At 68.7% G+C, this 15,910-nt stretch carries 13 protein-coding genes; 6 read left to right on the forward strand and 7 right to left on the reverse strand.

Translation table 11 applies throughout. From position 1 onward, the window contains the following. Nucleotides 1–105 precede the first annotated feature (105 nt). The 3 genes from ABIB26_RS18730 to ABIB26_RS18740 are packed head-to-tail and all read left to right on the forward strand — an operon-like array spanning nt 106 to nt 3,618. A complete protein-coding gene (locus ABIB26_RS18730; protein ID WP_354246543.1) occupies nt 106–1,485 on the forward strand; it encodes an SLC13 family permease in 1,380 nt (459 codons plus the stop codon). Between the two features lie 46 nt (nt 1,486–1,531). Beyond that, nucleotides 1,532–2,749 carry a CaiB/BaiF CoA transferase family protein gene (locus ABIB26_RS18735; protein ID WP_354246545.1) on the forward strand — a complete coding sequence of 406 codons (1,218 nt, stop codon included), beginning with the start codon at nt 1,532–1,534 and terminating at the stop codon, nt 2,747–2,749. Continuing rightward, a complete protein-coding gene (locus ABIB26_RS18740; protein ID WP_354246547.1) occupies nt 2,746–3,618 on the forward strand; it encodes an enoyl-CoA hydratase/isomerase family protein in 873 nt (290 codons plus the stop codon). The genes ABIB26_RS18735 and ABIB26_RS18740 overlap by 4 nt, the downstream gene beginning before the upstream one ends. Here ABIB26_RS18740 and ABIB26_RS18745 read toward each other — a convergent pair. The 6 genes from ABIB26_RS18745 to ABIB26_RS18770 all read right to left on the reverse strand — a co-directional run bounded on the left by ABIB26_RS18745 (nt 3,582) and on the right by ABIB26_RS18770 (nt 11,408). Next, nucleotides 3,582–4,451 (reverse strand): ABC transporter permease, encoded by an 870-nt coding sequence (locus ABIB26_RS18745; protein WP_502913710.1) that lies wholly within the window; start codon nt 4,449–4,451, stop codon nt 3,582–3,584. The genes ABIB26_RS18740 and ABIB26_RS18745 overlap by 37 nt on opposite strands. Then, nucleotides 4,441–5,472 carry an ABC transporter ATP-binding protein gene (locus ABIB26_RS18750; protein WP_354246550.1) on the reverse strand — a complete coding sequence of 344 codons (1,032 nt, stop codon included), beginning with the start codon at nt 5,470–5,472 and terminating at the stop codon, nt 4,441–4,443. Before ABIB26_RS18750 ends, ABIB26_RS18745 begins: the two co-directional genes overlap by 11 nt. Nucleotides 5,473–5,514: 42 nt before the next feature. Continuing rightward, nucleotides 5,515–6,645 carry a LolA family protein gene (locus ABIB26_RS18755; RefSeq protein ID WP_354246553.1) on the reverse strand — a complete coding sequence of 377 codons (1,131 nt, stop codon included), beginning with the start codon at nt 6,643–6,645 and terminating at the stop codon, nt 5,515–5,517. Between the two features lie 136 nt (nt 6,646–6,781). Then, nucleotides 6,782–7,501: a hypothetical protein gene (locus tag ABIB26_RS18760; protein WP_354246556.1), complete on the reverse strand. Its 720-nt coding sequence runs from the start codon at nt 7,499–7,501 to the stop codon at nt 6,782–6,784. A 78-nt stretch (nt 7,502–7,579) separates the two neighbouring features. Next, nucleotides 7,580–10,315 (reverse strand): PEP/pyruvate-binding domain-containing protein, encoded by a 2,736-nt coding sequence (locus ABIB26_RS18765; protein WP_502913711.1) that lies wholly within the window; start codon nt 10,313–10,315, stop codon nt 7,580–7,582. Nucleotides 10,316–10,373: 58 nt separating this feature from the next. Next, nucleotides 10,374–11,408, reverse strand: coding sequence for a universal stress protein (locus ABIB26_RS18770; RefSeq protein WP_354246559.1), 1,035 nt, complete (start codon nt 11,406–11,408; stop codon nt 10,374–10,376). Between the two features lie 525 nt (nt 11,409–11,933). Between ABIB26_RS18770 and ABIB26_RS18775 the strand changes: the two genes are divergently transcribed. After that, a complete protein-coding gene (locus tag ABIB26_RS18775; protein ID WP_354246561.1) occupies nt 11,934–12,563 on the forward strand; it encodes an FAD-dependent monooxygenase in 630 nt (209 codons plus the stop codon). Nucleotides 12,564–12,568: 5 nt separating this feature from the next. On the opposite strand, the gene ABIB26_RS18780 is transcribed toward ABIB26_RS18775, so the two are convergent. Then, nucleotides 12,569–13,204 (reverse strand): copper resistance CopC family protein, encoded by a 636-nt coding sequence (locus ABIB26_RS18780; RefSeq protein ID WP_354246563.1) that lies wholly within the window; start codon nt 13,202–13,204, stop codon nt 12,569–12,571. 110 nt (nt 13,205–13,314) lie between these two features. Here ABIB26_RS18780 and ABIB26_RS18785 point away from each other — a divergent pair, with 110 nt between their 5' ends. Both ABIB26_RS18785 and hutG read left to right on the forward strand, forming a co-directional pair. Beyond that, nucleotides 13,315–14,760 (forward strand): NCS2 family permease, encoded by a 1,446-nt coding sequence (locus ABIB26_RS18785; protein WP_354246566.1) that lies wholly within the window; start codon nt 13,315–13,317, stop codon nt 14,758–14,760. Nucleotides 14,761–14,922: 162 nt separating this feature from the next. Further along, nucleotides 14,923–15,897 (forward strand): formimidoylglutamase, encoded by a 975-nt coding sequence (gene hutG, locus ABIB26_RS18790; protein WP_354246567.1) that lies wholly within the window; start codon nt 14,923–14,925, stop codon nt 15,895–15,897. Nucleotides 15,898–15,910 lie beyond the last annotated feature (13 nt).

Consider the following 15,910-nt stretch of genomic DNA (forward strand, 5'->3'; position numbering starts at 1 on the left):
CCGGCCTTGACCGCCCCACTTTCGTGATCTACATTACAGCCAGCTTCCAGAAATGAACCGATGGTTCAACCAGTGAACCGATGATGTTTGATTGGAAAAGATCCTATGGGTATTCAAATTGCGGCTTTAGCCATTTTTATTGGCGTATTTGTGGTGGCGACTCTGCGCAAGGTGCACATCGGCGTGCTCATGTTTGCCGCAGCCGCCGCCGTCGGCATCTGGTTGGCAGGCATGACCATCGAGAAGGTGGTGGCAGGCTTCCCGGTCGGGATCTTGGTCCTCTTGGTCGGAGTGACCTATTTCTTTGCCATTGCCCAGGCCAACGGCACCATCGACCGCATTATCGGTCTAGCCATTACCAAGGTCGGGGACAGGGCATTCCTCCTTCCCCTCGCGTTCTTCGCGCTCACCGCGGGGATCTCGGCCATGGGATCGCCCCTGGCCGGTCTCGTCATGGCTCCCATCGGCATGCCGCTGGCGAAGAAATACAAGATCGACCGCATGCTCATGGCCATCGCGATGGGCTCCGGACTGAGTGCTGGAGCTTTCGCTCCCACCAGCCTGTTCGGCATCGTCACATATGGAACGGCCCGCGCCGCGGGAATCGGTCTTGACCCGCTGGTGCTGTTCACGGTCGCCCTTGGCGCCAACCTGCTCCTGCTCGCTGCCGCCTACGTGCTCTTTGGCGGCTTCAAGTTGCTGAACACCCGCACCGCCAACGGTTTCGGCAATCTGCCGCGGTTCAGTACACGCCGCCCGAATCCCTCGCACCCCTTTGAGCGCGACGGCAATGCCGCCCGGAGCCAGCAAGTGGTGGCTCACGGAGTGCAGGTTCTGGACGAGCCGGGTGCGGTGGCGCCGGAGGCGGAAAAGATGAACCGGAACCAGCTCATCACCGTTCTTTGCATGGCCGGCCTGGTCCTAACGGTCATCGTGATGGCGCTCCTTGGCGGGAATCCGGACATCGGCATCCTCTGCTTCGCCTTCGCCTCCGTCCTGACGCTCTGCGATCCAAAGTCGGGCAAGACGGCCGTCTCCAAGATCGACTGGTCCACCGTCCTTCTGGTCGGCGGCATCATCACGTTCGTCGGAGTGCTTCAGACCATGGGCGCCGTCGCATTGCTCGGGAAAGCAGCCGCCGGCGCCGGGACACCGCTTCTTGCCGCGCTCGTGATTTGCGCCATCGGGGGCCTTGTTTCTGCCTTTGCCTCCACCACCGGAATGCTCGCGGCGCTGGTGCCGCTGGCCCTGCCGCTGGTCGCGTCCGGGGACATTGCCGGGTGGGCAGTCATCGCCGCCCTGGGCGTCTGTTCATCCATCGTGGACGTCTCGCCATTCTCCACGGTCGGTGCCACCTTTGTGGCCACCGTCGATGAGGACGAACGGCCGCGTATCACCAAGTTGCTCACGCGCTGGGGCCTCTCAATGGTGGCGGTAGGCCCGCTCATGCTGGTCGGCGCGCTCGTCATCCCTGCCAGCTTGTGAACATCGCTCAACCGTCTTCCGTGCCACACGAATTAGGGAATCCATCATGATCAAGCCGCTCCACGGAGTCACCGTGGTTGACCTCAGCAGGGCGCTTGCCGGCCCGTACTGCACCGCATTGCTTGCCGACATGGGCGCCAAGATCATCAAGGTCGAAAGCATCAACGGCGGCGACACAGCCCGCCAGTGGCCGCCGTTCCAGGACAATCACAGCCTCTACTTCGACTCTGTGAACCGCAACAAGACATCGGTCTGCCTCGACTTCTACTCCCCGGAGGGACGGGAGATCCTGGGCAGGCTGATCGCCGGGGCAGACGTCCTGGTGGAGAACTTCAAGCCCGGCACCCTGGAGAAAATGGGGCTGACCGCCGAGCGCCTCGAGGAGCTCAACCCCCGGCTCGTCGTCGGGTCCGTCACCGGATTCGGCACGGCCGGCCCGCTCAAGGACGACGCCGGGCTGGACCAGGTGATCCAGGGAATGTCCGGGCTCATGTCCGTTACCGGCGCCGATCCCGGGAACACCTACCGTGTCGGCGTACCGATTGTGGACATCACCTCGGGAATGGTCTGCGCGTTCGGTATCGTCTCAGCACTGCTGGGACGGAGCAACGGCCACTCCATCAGCCGCGTATCAACGTCCCTGCTGGAAACGGCCCTGAACCTTTCGGCGTTCCAGGGCCAGAGAGCCCTCAGCCTCGGCGAGACCCCCTTTCCGCAGGGAAACAACCACCCGGTGATCGCCCCGTACGGCATATTCAAGACCGCCACGGAACCCATCAACATCGCCGTCGGCAATGACAAGCAGTGGCGGGCGTTCTGCGATTTGCTCCAAGTTCCACGGGCGGTGGATGATCCCCGGTTCATCACCGGCGCGGACCGCTCGGCAAACAGAGACCAGCTGACGGAGCTTATTGAATCGGCGCTGTCTTCAAAGGCCGCCGCGGAGTGGGTCCCGATGATCAGCCAGTCAGGCATCCCGTGCGGTCCGATCTACGACTACACGCAAGCCCTGGCATCCCAGCAGGTGGCCGCTCTGGGCCTGGTCCAGCAGAGCCGGCGGCGCGACGGTTCCGCACTGCCGCTTCTGCGGGGGCCTCTGAGTCTCGACGGCGAGGCCAGCGAGATTCTGTCGCCGCCTCCCCTTTTGGGCGAACACACCGCGGAGGTCCTGCGGGAGATTGGCTTCTCCGACGACGACATCGAGCGGCTTGAGGCCAATGGCCACTTGAAGACCAACAAGGAAACGGCAGAAGCGCGGCGATGAGCAATTCAGCACGAAACCCCAGAATCAACGTCAGCATCACCGACGGCGTGGCATCGGTTGAGATCTACAATCCCACCCAGCGGAACGCCCTGACCAAGGCCATGTGCCTGGAGATCCAGGACTTGATGCCACGGCTTGATGCCGATCCTGACGTCACTGTCGTGGCACTTCGCGGCGTTGGCAATACGTTCTGCGCGGGCGCGGCCATCGGCGAACTGTCCTCGGTGCTTCTGGACCGGCACGACGATGACACCAGCGTCGACCAACTGAGCCGGGCCGACCAGGCCATCGCATCGATCACGAAACCCACCGTGGCACTGGTTGATGGTGCCTGCATGGGAGGGGGCTGGCAGATCGCCTCGGCCTGCGATTTCATCATCGCGAGCGAACGCTCCGTATTCGCCATCACCCCGGCCAAGATCGGCATCATCTACCCCCGGCCCGGCATCGAGCGGCTGGTGCGCCAGGTCGGGCACGCCAACGCGAAGTTCATTCTCCTCACCGGCCAGGCGTTTACCGCAGCCCGGGCCCAGGCCCTCGGCCTGGTGGCCGAGGCCGTTCCCGACGATGAGTTTGAGGAGCGGTGCAGCTCCATTGTCAGCTCCCTCCGGAACCACTCCCGATTTTCAATGCATGCCATGAAGCATCTGGTGAACCTCACGGACACGAATCACTCTGGCATCGACAAAGAATGGGAGGACGCCTGGGCAGCCATGCCAGAGAGCCCGGACATGGGAATCGGCATCAACGCATTCCTGAACCGGGAGCAGCCGCGGTTTACCTGGAGCCCTGAGCTATCCGGTAGCGAGCATCCGGCGGCCGGTCGGCGCCCTCAGGACAGCACGTCCTTGGTGACGAACCTGCCATAGGCGAGGGCGCCGAAGACGGCGACGTACCCGCCCTGTAGCAGGGCATTCGTGGCGAACGAGTCCCAGGACACGGGCTGGCGGAGCAGGTCCGCGAAATCCAGCCAGTAGTGGCTGAACAGCCAGGGGTGCAGCCACTCCAGTTGCGGCAGGGCGTCGAGCACCTGCGAGACCACCGAGAGCACCACGGTGGCCGCCATGGCCCCCACCGGAACATCCGTGAGGGTGGACGTGAAGAGACCGATCGCCGAGAGCCCCATCAACGAGACGGCGAGGTAGGCGGCGATGAGCAGGAGCCGCACGAACGCCTCGCCGGCCCCGACAGTGTCCCCCGACAGCAGCGTCACCGGGCCTACCTGGAAGAGCGCGGCCCCGATTCCCGCCCCGACCAGCGCCACAACCAGCGGGGCCACAACCGCGAATGCCACCGCACCGGCGTACTTCACCAGCAGCAGCCGCACCCGGCCGGCGGGCGCCACCAGCAGGTAGCGCAGCGTCCCCAGCCCGGCCTCACCCGCCACGGTATCCCCTGCCACCACCCCCACGGTCAGCGGGAGGAACAGGGGGACGGACACCAGCATGGCGGTGAGGCCGACGAACAACCCGTTCTGGGAGATGCGGTCCAGGAAGGCCGGGCCGCGGCCCGACGGCACGTTGGAGGAGACCCGCACCGCCACGGCAACCAGGATCGGGATGGCGGCCAGCGCGCAGAGCATCGCCCAGGTCCGGCGGCGCCGGAACAGCACACCGAGTTCGGACGCGAGCAGGCCGCCGCCCCACGGCCGGCGCCGGACCCGGGCTGCCCCGGAAGATTCACCAGAAGATTCACTGGACAACGTCGAAGCCCTCCCCGGTCAATGCCACGAAACGATCCTCGAGGCTGACCTGTTCGGTCGCAAAGCCCCGGACCCGGACACCGGCCGCCACCAGGGCGGCCACCACCGTCTCGGGTTCCACGCCGCCGTCGGCCCCGGCCGGCAGGGGCGCGAAGAGCACTTCGCCGCTCGAACCGTCGCCGGAGATTCCGTTGCCGGAGTTTCCCGCGCCGGAACGGCCACCGGCGAACCCGCCGCCGCCGTCGACCGTCAAACCCAGGCGGGCCAGGACCTGGACCGCGTCCCCGGCGTCGGGCGTCAGTACCCGGAGCCGTGCCTGCCCGGCCTGGCGGAGCTCCGCAAGGGTCCCCTGCGCCACCAGCCGGCCCGCACTCATGATCGCCGCGTGCGTGCAGATCTGCTCCACCTCGGCCAGCAGGTGGCTTGAGACGAACACCGTGGCGCCGTCGGCCGCGAGCGAACGCACCAGGCTGCGGACCTCGCGGGTCCCCTGCGGATCGAGGCCGTTGGTGGGCTCGTCCAGGACCAGGAGATCGCGGGGAGCCAGCAGCGCGTTGGCGATGCCGAGCCGCTGCTTCATCCCCAGGGAGTAGGCCCGGACCTTCTTGTCCGCGGCGTGTGTCAGGCCTACCTTTTCCAGGGCTGACCGGACCCGGGCCTTCCGTGTGGCGGCCGAACCGTGCGGGTCCGCGGCGTCGAAACGGTGCAGGTTGGCCGTGCCGGACAGAAAAGGGTAGAAGGCAGGCCCTTCGACGAGGGCGCCCACGCGGGGCAGCACCTCATGCAGCTGCCGGGGCATCTCCTGGCCCAGCAGGCGCACGGAACCTCCGGTGGCCGCGGCGAGGCCGAGCATGAGCCGGATGGTGGTGGTCTTGCCCGAGCCGTTGGGGCCGAGGAAACCAAAGACCGAACCTTTCGGCACGGCCAGGTCGACGCTGTCGACGGCCAGCTGCTGGCCGAACCGTTTGCTGAGACCCCGGGTCTCGATGCTCAGCTCAGCATCCGGCACGACGGCGGTCACCGGAGGCCCACCGGACCGTCACCGCACGCCGTCACCGGGCGATCAACCCCTGGCGGCGGACTGGAGCCGCTCCAGGGGCACGGCGCCGGCGAAGACGCGCCCGTCGTCGAGGATCAGGACGTTCACCAGTGCGGTGGATACGAGCCTGCCGCCGGGGACGGGGGTTGCCGCCTGCTCAAGCAACGCGGCAGCGCCGGAGGAGGACCCGCCGGGAACCCCGCGGTCAGGCGACTGTGGGTCGGACGATGTCGGCGGTGCCGCCAGCGCCCCGGCCGGGAGCTCGATTACGGATTCCCAGCCGGTTCCGGTAACGGCAGGCCGCGTGGCGCCCTTCGGTTCGTGGGCCTTGTCCGGCCGCGCCATCGGGCCTTCCGAAGTGTGCTCCGGAACCGGAATTTCCTTGACCGTGGCCCCGGGCGGCGGGCTGAACTCGAAGACGGAAGCGTCAGGCGTTTCCAGCGAGAGGTTGGTGAACGCGACCCGGAAGGCCGGTTCGGACTGTCCGCGTGCCCTCAGTTCGACGCCGAGCGGCAGTCCGCTCGCGCCGTCAACCGAGATGGCGATGGAACCCATCAGGGTCACCGTGGATTTGGGCGTGAGCACGAGGTTGTACGCGGGCCGGCCGGCCACCCGGACGTCCGGGCCGACTTTCACGTCCGTGGTCTCGTCAAGTTTGGCCAGCAGCGTGTCGGCCAGCTCCTCCGGGGCCCGCATGGTGCCTGGCCCGGTCCGGTGGTGCTCAGCGCTGCCGGCCGGAAGCTGGGCGTGGGCGGCGGTGTTGTCTTTGGAGTTGTAGAACCAGAGTTCGTTGCCGTGCTTGATGGCATTCCGTTCCGCCATCCGGTCCATGACCTGGACGCGGGCGTTCTCGGGTCCGTCGAGGTAGACGCGGGCAGTGTGCGGACCGGTCAGCAGCTCCAGCCACGCGGTGTCCGGGGACCCGGTGTCCGGTCCGGCCTTCGGCAGCTGGGGCAGGCCCATCTCGGAACTCTGCTCCAGGGTTCCCGAGAGGGACTTCTCCTGGCGCTGGGCGATCATCAGCAACACTTGCTGGGGGGTCTTGGCCGGCAGCGGATCCCCGGCGCTCGCGGGCAGGGAACCCACCAGCACGCCCCCGGCGATCACGGCGGGGACGGCCACGGCCGGAATCCAGCGCAGCCATTTACCGGTCACAGGGACCGCACTCCAACGTTGCAGCTCATGGTTCAACAGTACCCCTGGAACATCACGGCTTCACCCCTTCCGGGAATGACAGTGCGGCAGCGATCCGGCGGCACTGCTACTGCTACGACTACTGCTACTGCTACTGCTACTGCAGCACGGACAGCGTCAACTCGACCGCTCCCAGCAGGAGCGCGAGGACGGAGGTGCCCAGCCCGGCGACGAGCAGCAGCCCCGGATGGGCGAGCCCCAGCACCACCCGCCTGAGCCGTGGCCTGCTGCGCAGGAACTTCTTCGGCACGCGGGCCTCCGCCGGATCCTGCTTCCAGCCGCGGATCCGGCGGAGGAACCAGGCACAACGGATGATGAAAGCCAGCCACAGCACCGAGACCACGAGGGGAATCGCTGCCAGCAGCAGGTTGAATCCCAGCGAGGTGACCTCCCGTTCCGAGGCGCCGACGAGCGACTGGATGGTGGTCGAGACCGAGGCGCTCATGACCACCGAAAGCCCCCAGACGAGGAACGCCGCAATCAGGGCCAGGAAGCGGACGAAGAAATGCCCCAGCACCGACTCCCGCCGCGGCTTGAGGAATCTGCGCGGTGTGGCGTGCAGCAGCATCAGCGTCGCCAGCAGGGTGGGAAGCGCAGCCATCCCTACCAGGACGTACCAGAGCCAGCCCGCCAGGTCCAGGAATTCATCGGCGACGATCAGCGCCGCCCAGATTCCCGCCCAGACCCAGCCGGCCGTCAGCGGGCGACGCACCAGCCACCCGGGCAGCCAGGGATCGTCGACGTCGGGCTCCGGCGGCTGCGGAGGGGGTCCGCAGTCGGCCGGCGTCCGGATGCCCGGGCTGCGCTCTTCACTCATGGCGCCACTCACTCATGGCCCCACTGTAGCGAGATGCCGGCTCCGGGGAAGGGCTTCACGCCGCCGGTGCCACGGGAGTCAGCCCGCCACTACGGTGCCGGCGGCGCCGTCGACCGTGATGCTGTGGCCGGTGAGAATCCGGGTGGTGGCGTCCGGCACACCTACCACGGCGGGAATTCCGTATTCACGGGCGACGACGGCGCCGTGGGAGTTGGGTCCGCCCATCTCCATGACGAGTCCGCCGGCGGTCAGGAACAGTGGCGTCCAGCCCGGATCCGTGGACGGCGCGACGAGGATCTCGCCGGGTTCCAGGTGGGCCCCCTGCGGGTCCAGGATGACGCGGGCCCGGGCGGTGACGGTGCCGGCCGAGGCCGGGGTGCCGGACAAGGTCCCCTCGTCCGCCGCGGTGGCGCCTGGGCCGCCGGCCGGCTGCAGCGCCTCGGGCTCGGTGCCGTCCGAAAGCAGCACCCGGGGAATGTGCCGGCGGCCGAGTTCCGCTTCATAGGCGGCGCGGCGCTGCTCCACGATGCCGTTCAGCAGTTTTCCGCCCAGCCCGGCGCGGGCCTCGGCCAGCTCCAGGAAGAACACGTCATCGGCTTCGCCGATGCGTCCGGCCGCTGCCAGTTCCGTCCCGACCAGGGCGAGCTGCTGCCGCACCGAGGCCAGGGCCTCCACGAGGTGGTACTTCGGCAGCTCGCGCAGCCCGGCAAACAGGCGGGTCCGTTTCAGGGCCGCGCGGACCAGCGCCCCCCGCAGCCGGCTCCGCTTCCCCGCCGCGGCGACGAGCCTGGCCACCTGCTCCTCCGCCTCGCGCGCTGCCTTGCCGAACTGCCGGTCCGGGGCCAGAGCGGAATCGTTCAGCCGCAGATAGTTGGCCAGGACACCGAGGAGATGCGCCGGGTCATCGGACCAGCGGGGCATCCCGAGGTCGATTTCGGCCACTGCCCGGTGGCCGTAGCGGCTCAGGAAACCGGCGAGCCCGGACTGCACGACAGCGGGAAGCTCACGGGCCCGGTAGCGGCGGACCAGCTCCGGGAGCGCAGTGCCGGCGAACACCGCGGCGGAGGCGGCGTCGGCCCGGATGGCGGCGGCCAGCTGCCAGAGGGCCAGGTCCATCTCGGTGGTCACGTTGTTGGGCAGCCCCCGCAGGACGGCCTGCAGTTCCCCCGGTTGGGGGCGGCGTCCGAGCAGCTTGCCGGCGGCGGCCAGCAGGGCGAAGCCGAGGGCGGGAAGGGGAATGACGTTGGGGACCACCGGGAAGAGCTCCCGGCCCAGGATGCGCTCGGCGTGGTCCAGCCGCTGCACCGGCGTCGAGTCCGCCGGCACCACGAGGGCGGCCCTGAACCGCTCGCCGAACCGTTCCACGTGGCGCAGCGCCGCCTCCGGGCGGAACAAGGCGCGGAGCAGGGACTCCGGGACCCGGGCGCGGGCGGCCACGGGAACGATGTGCTTCAGGACCGGCCAGGGGGATCTGACGGTGAGGGAGAACCGCGGGTCCTCGAAGAGCCGGCGCAGCACCGTCGCGGAGCGGGTCTCCATCACGTCGAAGACCCGAGGGACAATGGCGCGGCCCGTGGAGCTGCGGACCACGGGGGTCAGGTCGAAGAAGATGCGCTGTCCCGCCTGGACATAGGGGGAAGGGCCCCCGGACGGTTCCGGGACGTCAAAATGTGCGGCCGTGGCCACGGAGGAGGCTATCAGCCGGAAGCCGGCCAGCCCCATCGGGGTCAGCGGGCGGGTGAGGCCCTGGGCCAGGCTGAAGCACAGATAGACGCGCAGCCCCTCCCCGGAAGGAGGCTTGTCCGGCAGCGGGTAGAGCGTGGTGATGGGGCGGGACTGGGTCAGCCATGCGGTGCCGTCCCCGTCGATGGCCCATTCGAGATCCTGCGGCGAGCCGAAGTGCACTTCCGCGCGGCGGCCGAGCAGTTCCAGCGCCGCGAGCTGGGCGTCGGTCAGGCAGGGTGCGGAAGCGCCGTCGGACTGTTCAATCCGCTCGGTTCCGCCGCCTGGCAGGGACCGGATGGCCAGGGCCTTGCTGCCGATCCGGCGCTCCAGGATTCTCCGGCTTGCTCCGTCCACGACGAAGTGGTCCGGGTTGACCGCCCCGGAGACCACCGCCTCGCCGAGGCCGGGGCTGGCATCGATGACCGCCTCGTGCCGCCTCCCGGTGACCGGGTTCGCGGTGAAAAGCACGCCGGCGACAGCGGCGTCCACCATCCGCTGCACCACCACTGCCAGGGCCACGGTCGAAGGGCTGATTCCGTGCGAGGCGCGGTAGCTCACGGCCCGGTCCGTCCACAGCGAGGCCCAGCATTGGCGGACGGCGGCAATAACGGCCTCGGCGCCGACCACGTTCAGGAACGTGTCCTGCTGGCCGGCGAAACTGGCGAACGGCAGGTCCTCGGCCGTGGCGGAGGACCGCACGGCCACCGGGACGTCCGCCCCGAGCGCCGCATAGGAGGCCCGGAGGGCGTCGGCGATTCCGGCAGGGACGGCGGCGTCCAGGGCCAGGCCGCGGGCGGTTGCGGCCAGCCCGGCCAGCGCCGGGAGGTCATCGGCGTCGGTCGCGGCGAGTCGGCGGTGGACCTGTTCCAGCCCGGCGGGCGCCATGGCCTGCGGGTAGGCCTCCGTGGTCACGCAGAACCCGGGCGGCACCGGCAGCCCGGCGCGCAGCAGCTCGCCCAGGTTGGCTGCCTTCCCGCCGACCTCGGGGAGCATGTCCTTCCTGACCAGCTCCAGCCCGAGCACCAGGTGGTGCCGCGGTTCATCCCGCGGCTCATGCCCCGGCGTGCCCGGGCTGCGGAGCTGCTCCATCGGCTGGCCCTCCGTTCGGCGCGGGTGAATCCGGGTCTGTCGGTTGAATCCGGGGCTGTCAGTTGCCGAGGGTGGGCCCGAAGCTTGCCCGGTCTGCCAGCCGCGGATCATCCCGGTCCGGGACCACCATGACGGGGCCCTTGGCGTGGTGCAGGATGCCGTCCGAGGTCGAGCCGAGCAGCATTCCCGCGAACCCGCCGCGGCCGCGGGTGCCGACCACCACCAGTTCCACGTGCCGGCTGGCCTCGACAAGCATGTCAACCGGGGAACCGTCCACGAGCTGCGTCTCCACCGCCAGCCGGGGGAAGTGGCTCTTGAGCCAGGCCACGCCGGCGTCGAGCTGGACCTTGATGTCGGCGAAGAGGGCTTCGCGGTCCATCGGGGCGGGAACCCAGGCCAGCGACCCGTTGTACTGGGGCACGGCGCACACCACCCGGAGCGGCGCCGAGAACCGCTCGGCCTGGGCCGCCGCCTCCAGGACAGCCACCCGGGCCTGTTCGGAGCCGTCGACGCCGACAACGACGACGTTCTCGACCGGCTGGCGGCCGGACTTCGCCCGTTCGGCCAGGACGTGCTTGTCATCGGTGGTTTCGCCGAGGCGGTCGGCACAGATCAGCGGCACGGTGACCGTGGGGCACTTCGCATGGGCCGGCAGGGCGCTGCTGACGGAACCGAGCAGCCGGCCGACAAAGCCGCCGCGGCCGCGGGTGCCGAAGACGAGGAGTTCGGCGGTCCCGGTCATTTCCAGCAGCACACCGGACGCGTCGCCGTTCTCGACCGAGGCGTCGACGTCGATGTTGTAGCCGGCGACCTTGTCCAGGGCCTGCTTCAGGATGGCTTCCGCACCTTCGCGGATCACCGAGTCGTCGACCGTGGCGTAGCCGCCGTCGAGCCCTGAGGCGGCGAAGATCGGGACGGAGTAGGCGGTCACAATATGCAGGGGACGCTGCCGGCGCTCGGCCTCGCGGGCGGCCCAGACGAGGGCGCACTGGCTGTGGTCCGAACCGTCCACCCCGACCACGATCCCCCGCGGAGTCGACGGCCCGCCGTCGGCTTCCCCTGCCGGGTCCGGATGCACCTGTTCACGGTCCATGGGGTCCGCCTCCTCGCGATTCTTGCCTGATGTTGCGGCTATTCTGCCAGAGGTGTCGGTGTGCGGGGTCCGGGTGCACCGTCCACCGGCGTCGCGCCCCGGAATCTGCGCGCTACAACCCCTGGTTTTCCTCACTATTCTCGGTTAATCGGCAGCTGGCAAGCTGGCCGCCGGGCACCCCGCGGCGGCAGGCAGGCGAAGGTTTTACGCAGTGTTAACAGGCTGTCCGGCGGGGCGGGATCCCCCGGTTTTCGGCCCTCCGTCCGGGGCGTCCTGCCCGGAAATGACCGCGCAAGGGAATGTGTGGCTGGCTCTATCCACGGCAGAGATTCTTGGGTAGTCTTCGAGGCGTCGCTGAAACGAGACTTCTGTTTCAGAACTTGTGTTTCAGAACTTGTGTTTCAGAACTTGTGTTCAGGACGCGGCTCCGCACCGGAGCCGGCGGCCGGACCAGGTCAGCGATCGCGTCCGGGGTACGGGCCCGTGACTGGCACCATTCGAGAAGGGACCCTAGAAGTGTCGAACATGCCTGTGCATGGGGGGATCGAGCGGACCACCGCGGTAATCATCGGCACTGGCCTTTCCGGACTCGCAGTGGCCAGCGAACTGCAGCGCCGCGGAGTGGACTCCATCATTGTGGACGGGCTTGATCTGCTGGGCGCGGGCTATCCGGCCAACACGTCGTCCCTGCAGCGCTGCGATGCGGCAGACGCCGCCACGCTCCGGGAACGCAACGAAATCCTGCGGCATCTGAGGAACTACGCCGCGAGCCACAAGCTGGACGTCCGCAACAACATCCGGGCCCTGCAGCTGGACCACCTCGACGCCGGCGGTCCCGGGTCCCCCGCAAAGCAGTGGGCCGTCCGCACCCCGGGCGGCGTCCTCCTGGCGGACCATCTTGTCCTGACCCGCTGTGCCCACAGCCAGCTGCGCCGGATGCTCTCCGAACTCGGCGTGGCCGCCGGGCAGAACGTGATGGCAGCAATGCACGCACTGGGAATGTACCTGGTGGGGGTCGGCGAGCTCATCACTCCCACGCCGAAAGAAGTACTGCGCCAGGCCAAGGTGGTGGGCCACGCGATCTCCGCCAAGGTCCACCCGGGCGGCTTTCCGTCCAGGTTGTCCGGCGGCTTTGCCCTGGCGGCACCTGCCTAAGGGACCTATTCTTTGGTTTTGCGGTAGCCATGGCTGTCCTGGGTGCCCGGGTCGAGGCGCCGCTTGGCCATCAGGCCCAGGACGACCAGGATGCCTACGGCCGTTCCGACGAAGATCACGATGCTCCAGGGGAATGGCTCGGAAGCGTCCGGCAGAGGCGCCGGTGTCGCCGTGAGGCCGGGCTGGGGCGTCCCCAGCGTGGGGACCGCGGCGGCCGGCGCCGAACCCGCCGCCGTCGCGCCCGTTGCCGCTGACCCTCCCCCTGCGGTCGCGGTGAACGTGAAGCTGCCCTCGATAGGGTGGCCGTCCGAGCTGGCCACACGCCACGCGACGGTGAACACCCCGGCCGGGGCGCCGGGCTTGAGCCTCTCCGAGGCGACGTTGTCCACGATCTCCACGGCGCCGTCGGCCCAGTTTGTCCCCGCGGCGTCGGTCACGGCGATCTGCGAACCGATCGCCAGCGGGTTCTTGCTGAACGTGACCGAGACCTTGTCCGGCGGCGTCGGCACGGTGGCTCCGGCGGCGGGGGTGGTCGACTCGGCAACGTCGTGCGCCGACGCCGGGGCGGCGGCTGCGAACAAGGCGGAGGCGAGGATCATGGCACCGAGCAGGGCGCTCAGCAGGTGTCGGATCAGGCGCATGGGCTGACTACTCCTCGTGTTGGCTTGCTAACAGACTAGGCGAAATCGCTGGGCCGGCGGGTCCGCGCCCAATAGGATTCAGGTAACCACCCATATCTCCCGGAGGACCAATGCTCAAGCAGGGCTCTGCGCTCGACCGGTATTTCAAGATTTCCGAGCGGGGCTCGAACTTCTCGCGCGAGATCCGTGGAGGCTTCGCCACGTTCTTCGCCATGAGCTACATCGTGGTCCTGAACCCGCTGATCCTCTCCGGTCCCGATTCCTCCGGCGCCACCCTCGGCTTCCCGGCCGTCGCCGCGGTCACCGCGTTCGTGGCCGGGATCCTGACCATCCTCATGGGAGCCTGGGCCAAGCACCCCTTCGCGCTGGCAACGGGGCTGGGCGTCAACGCGTTCGTCGCCGTCACGGTGGCCACCAACCCGGGCCTGACATGGCCTGACATCATGGGCGTAGTGGTCATTTCCGGCATCACCATGCTGATCCTGGTCCTCACCGGCTTCCGGACCGCCGTGTTCAAGGCCGTCCCGGAGGGCCTGAAGACCGCGATCGTGGTCGGCATCGGCCTGTTCATCGCCCTGATCGGCCTGGTCAACGCCGGTTTCGTGCGCCGCATCCCGGACGCCGCCGGCACCACGGTCCCGGTCGGGCTGGGCTTCGACGGGAAGCTCCTGGGCTGGCCCACCCTCGTCTTCGTCTTCGGCCTGATCCTGACGATCGCCCTCGTGGTCCGCAAGGTCAGGGGCGCGATCCTGATCGGCATCGTCACCTCCACGATCCTGTCCGTGGTCCTGGAATTCACCCTACACATCGGTCCCAGCATTCAGAAGGACAAGCCCTTCAACCCGCAGGGCTGGTCCCTCGTGGCCCCGAAGTTCACGGACTGGGCGGCCCCGGACCTGTCCCTGATCGGCAAGGCCAACCCCTTCGGCGCGTTTGAACACCTCGGCTTCATCGCCGCGGCCCTGCTGGCCTTCGTGATCCTGCTGAGCTTCTTCTTCGACGCCATGGGCACCATGGTGGGCCTGGCCACGGAGGCCGGCACCATCGACAAGGACGGCAACATCCCCAACGTTGACCGCGTGCTGATGGTCGACGCCGTGGGCGCGATCATCGGCGGCGGCGCGTCGGTCTCCTCCAACCAGATCTACGTGGAATCCGGTGCCGGCATCGGCGAAGGCGCCCGCACCGGCGTGGCCTCGATCGTCACCGGCCTGCTGTTCCTCGTCGCCATGTTCTTCACCCCGCTGATCAACCTGGTGCCGTTCGAGGCCGTCGCCTCGGCCCTTGTCGTCGTCGGCTTCATGATGGTCGCCCAGGTCGGCAAGATCGACTGGCAGGACTGGGGCATCGCGATCCCGGCCTTCCTGACCTTCACCCTGATGCCGTTCACCTACTCGATCGCCAACGGCCTCGGCGCGGGCTTCATCGCCTTCGTCCTGATCCGCACCTTCCAGGGCCGCGCGCGCGAAGTACACCCGCTGATGTGGGCCGTGGCCGCGGCGTTCCTGCTGTTCTTCGCCATCGGCCCGATCGAGGCCGCCCTCGGGATGCACTGACGCCGCGTCCCGTCCGCCGAGATGGCACTTCGCAGCAGTGTTTCCCGAAAACACTGCCGTGAAGTGCCATCTCGGCGGCGCTTAAGCAGGATTTCCGGGATTCCGGACAGCCCGACGGCGGCGCGGCTGGCTTTCGGGTCCCCGCTGCGGTGAGCTGGGACCATGGATTCTCCCGCGCTCTCCGTCGATAACCCGCCGCAGCCCTGGACCGGGAGGTTTGACGGCGACGGCGCCGAGCACCGCCGCTGGTGGCAGGCCGTCACCCCGTGCTCCGGGCGCGCCCTCCCGGCGCCGGCTGTCCCGGCCGCGGCCGGATCCGCCCGCCCTGCCGTGATCCTTGGCTTCGGCAGCGACGCCGGGGTGCGCCGCAACAAGGGCCGCACGGGCGCCGCCGCCGCCCCCGCCGCCATCCGCGCCGCGCTGGGCCCGCTCGCCTTCCACCTGACCCGGGACGTGCACGACGCCGGTGACGTCACCGTGGCCGGGGACGCGCTGGAGGCTGGCCAGGCCCGTGCCGGACTCGCCATCAGCAGGCTGCTCGACGCCGGCAGGCTCCCGGTGGTGCTGGGCGGCGGGCACGAGACCGCCTACGCCAGCTACCTCGGCGTGGCCGGCTCGGCCGCGGTCCGGGAGGGATTGCGGGTGGGCGTGCTGAACCTCGATGCGCACTTCGACCTCCGCGATGAGCCCGTCCCCAGCTCAGGCACCCCGTTCCTGCAGATGGCCCGCGCGGAAGCCGCCGCCGGCCGCGAACTGAGGTACGCCGTCGTCGGGATCTCCGAGCCGAACAATACCAAGGCGCTGTTCCGCACTGCCGGGGACCTCGGCGTGGACTACCTGCTGGACGAGGACTGCTCGGCGGAGACCGCCCATACCTTTGTGGCGGCGTTCCTGGCGCAGGTGGACGCGCTCTACCTGACCATCGACCTGGACGTGCTGCCGGCATCGGTGGCCCCGGGCGTGAGCGCTCCGGCCGCGTACGGTGTGCCGCTGCCCGTGATCAGCGCCGTGTGCCGGCAGGTCGCAGCGAGCGGGAAACTCCTGCACCTGGATGTGGCCGAGTTGAACCCGGAGTTCGACATTGACGGCCGCACGGCCAAGGTGGCTGCCCGGCTGATCACCACGCTGCTGGGGTAGGCCCGTTCACCGG

The sequence above is a fragment of the Arthrobacter sp. UYEF20 genome, from assembly GCF_040546335.1.
In the GTDB taxonomy this organism is placed as follows: domain Bacteria; phylum Actinomycetota; class Actinomycetes; order Actinomycetales; family Micrococcaceae; genus Arthrobacter.

What these genes read in the sequence shown, in the direction of transcription:
- ABIB26_RS18730 (WP_354246543.1), top strand. Translation starts at nt 106, where the DNA reads ATGGGTATTCAAATTGCGGCTTTAGCCATTTTTATTGGCGTATTTGTG.
- ABIB26_RS18735 (WP_354246545.1), top strand. Translation starts at nt 1,532, where the DNA reads ATGATCAAGCCGCTCCACGGAGTCACCGTGGTTGACCTCAGCAGGGCG.
- ABIB26_RS18740 (WP_354246547.1), top strand. Translation starts at nt 2,746, where the DNA reads ATGAGCAATTCAGCACGAAACCCCAGAATCAACGTCAGCATCACCGAC.
- ABIB26_RS18760 (WP_354246556.1), bottom strand. Translation starts at nt 7,501, where the DNA reads ATGAGTGAAGAGCGCAGCCCGGGCATCCGGACGCCGGCCGACTGCGGA.
- ABIB26_RS18765 (WP_502913711.1), bottom strand. Translation starts at nt 10,315, where the DNA reads ATGGAGCAGCTCCGCAGCCCGGGCACGCCGGGGCATGAGCCGCGGGAT.
- ABIB26_RS18770 (WP_354246559.1), bottom strand. Translation starts at nt 11,408, where the DNA reads ATGGACCGTGAACAGGTGCATCCGGACCCGGCAGGGGAAGCCGACGGC.
- ABIB26_RS18775 (WP_354246561.1), top strand. Translation starts at nt 11,934, where the DNA reads ATGCCTGTGCATGGGGGGATCGAGCGGACCACCGCGGTAATCATCGGC.
- ABIB26_RS18780 (WP_354246563.1), bottom strand. Translation starts at nt 13,204, where the DNA reads ATGCGCCTGATCCGACACCTGCTGAGCGCCCTGCTCGGTGCCATGATC.
- ABIB26_RS18785 (WP_354246566.1), top strand. Translation starts at nt 13,315, where the DNA reads ATGCTCAAGCAGGGCTCTGCGCTCGACCGGTATTTCAAGATTTCCGAG.
- hutG (WP_354246567.1), top strand. Translation starts at nt 14,923, where the DNA reads ATGGATTCTCCCGCGCTCTCCGTCGATAACCCGCCGCAGCCCTGGACC.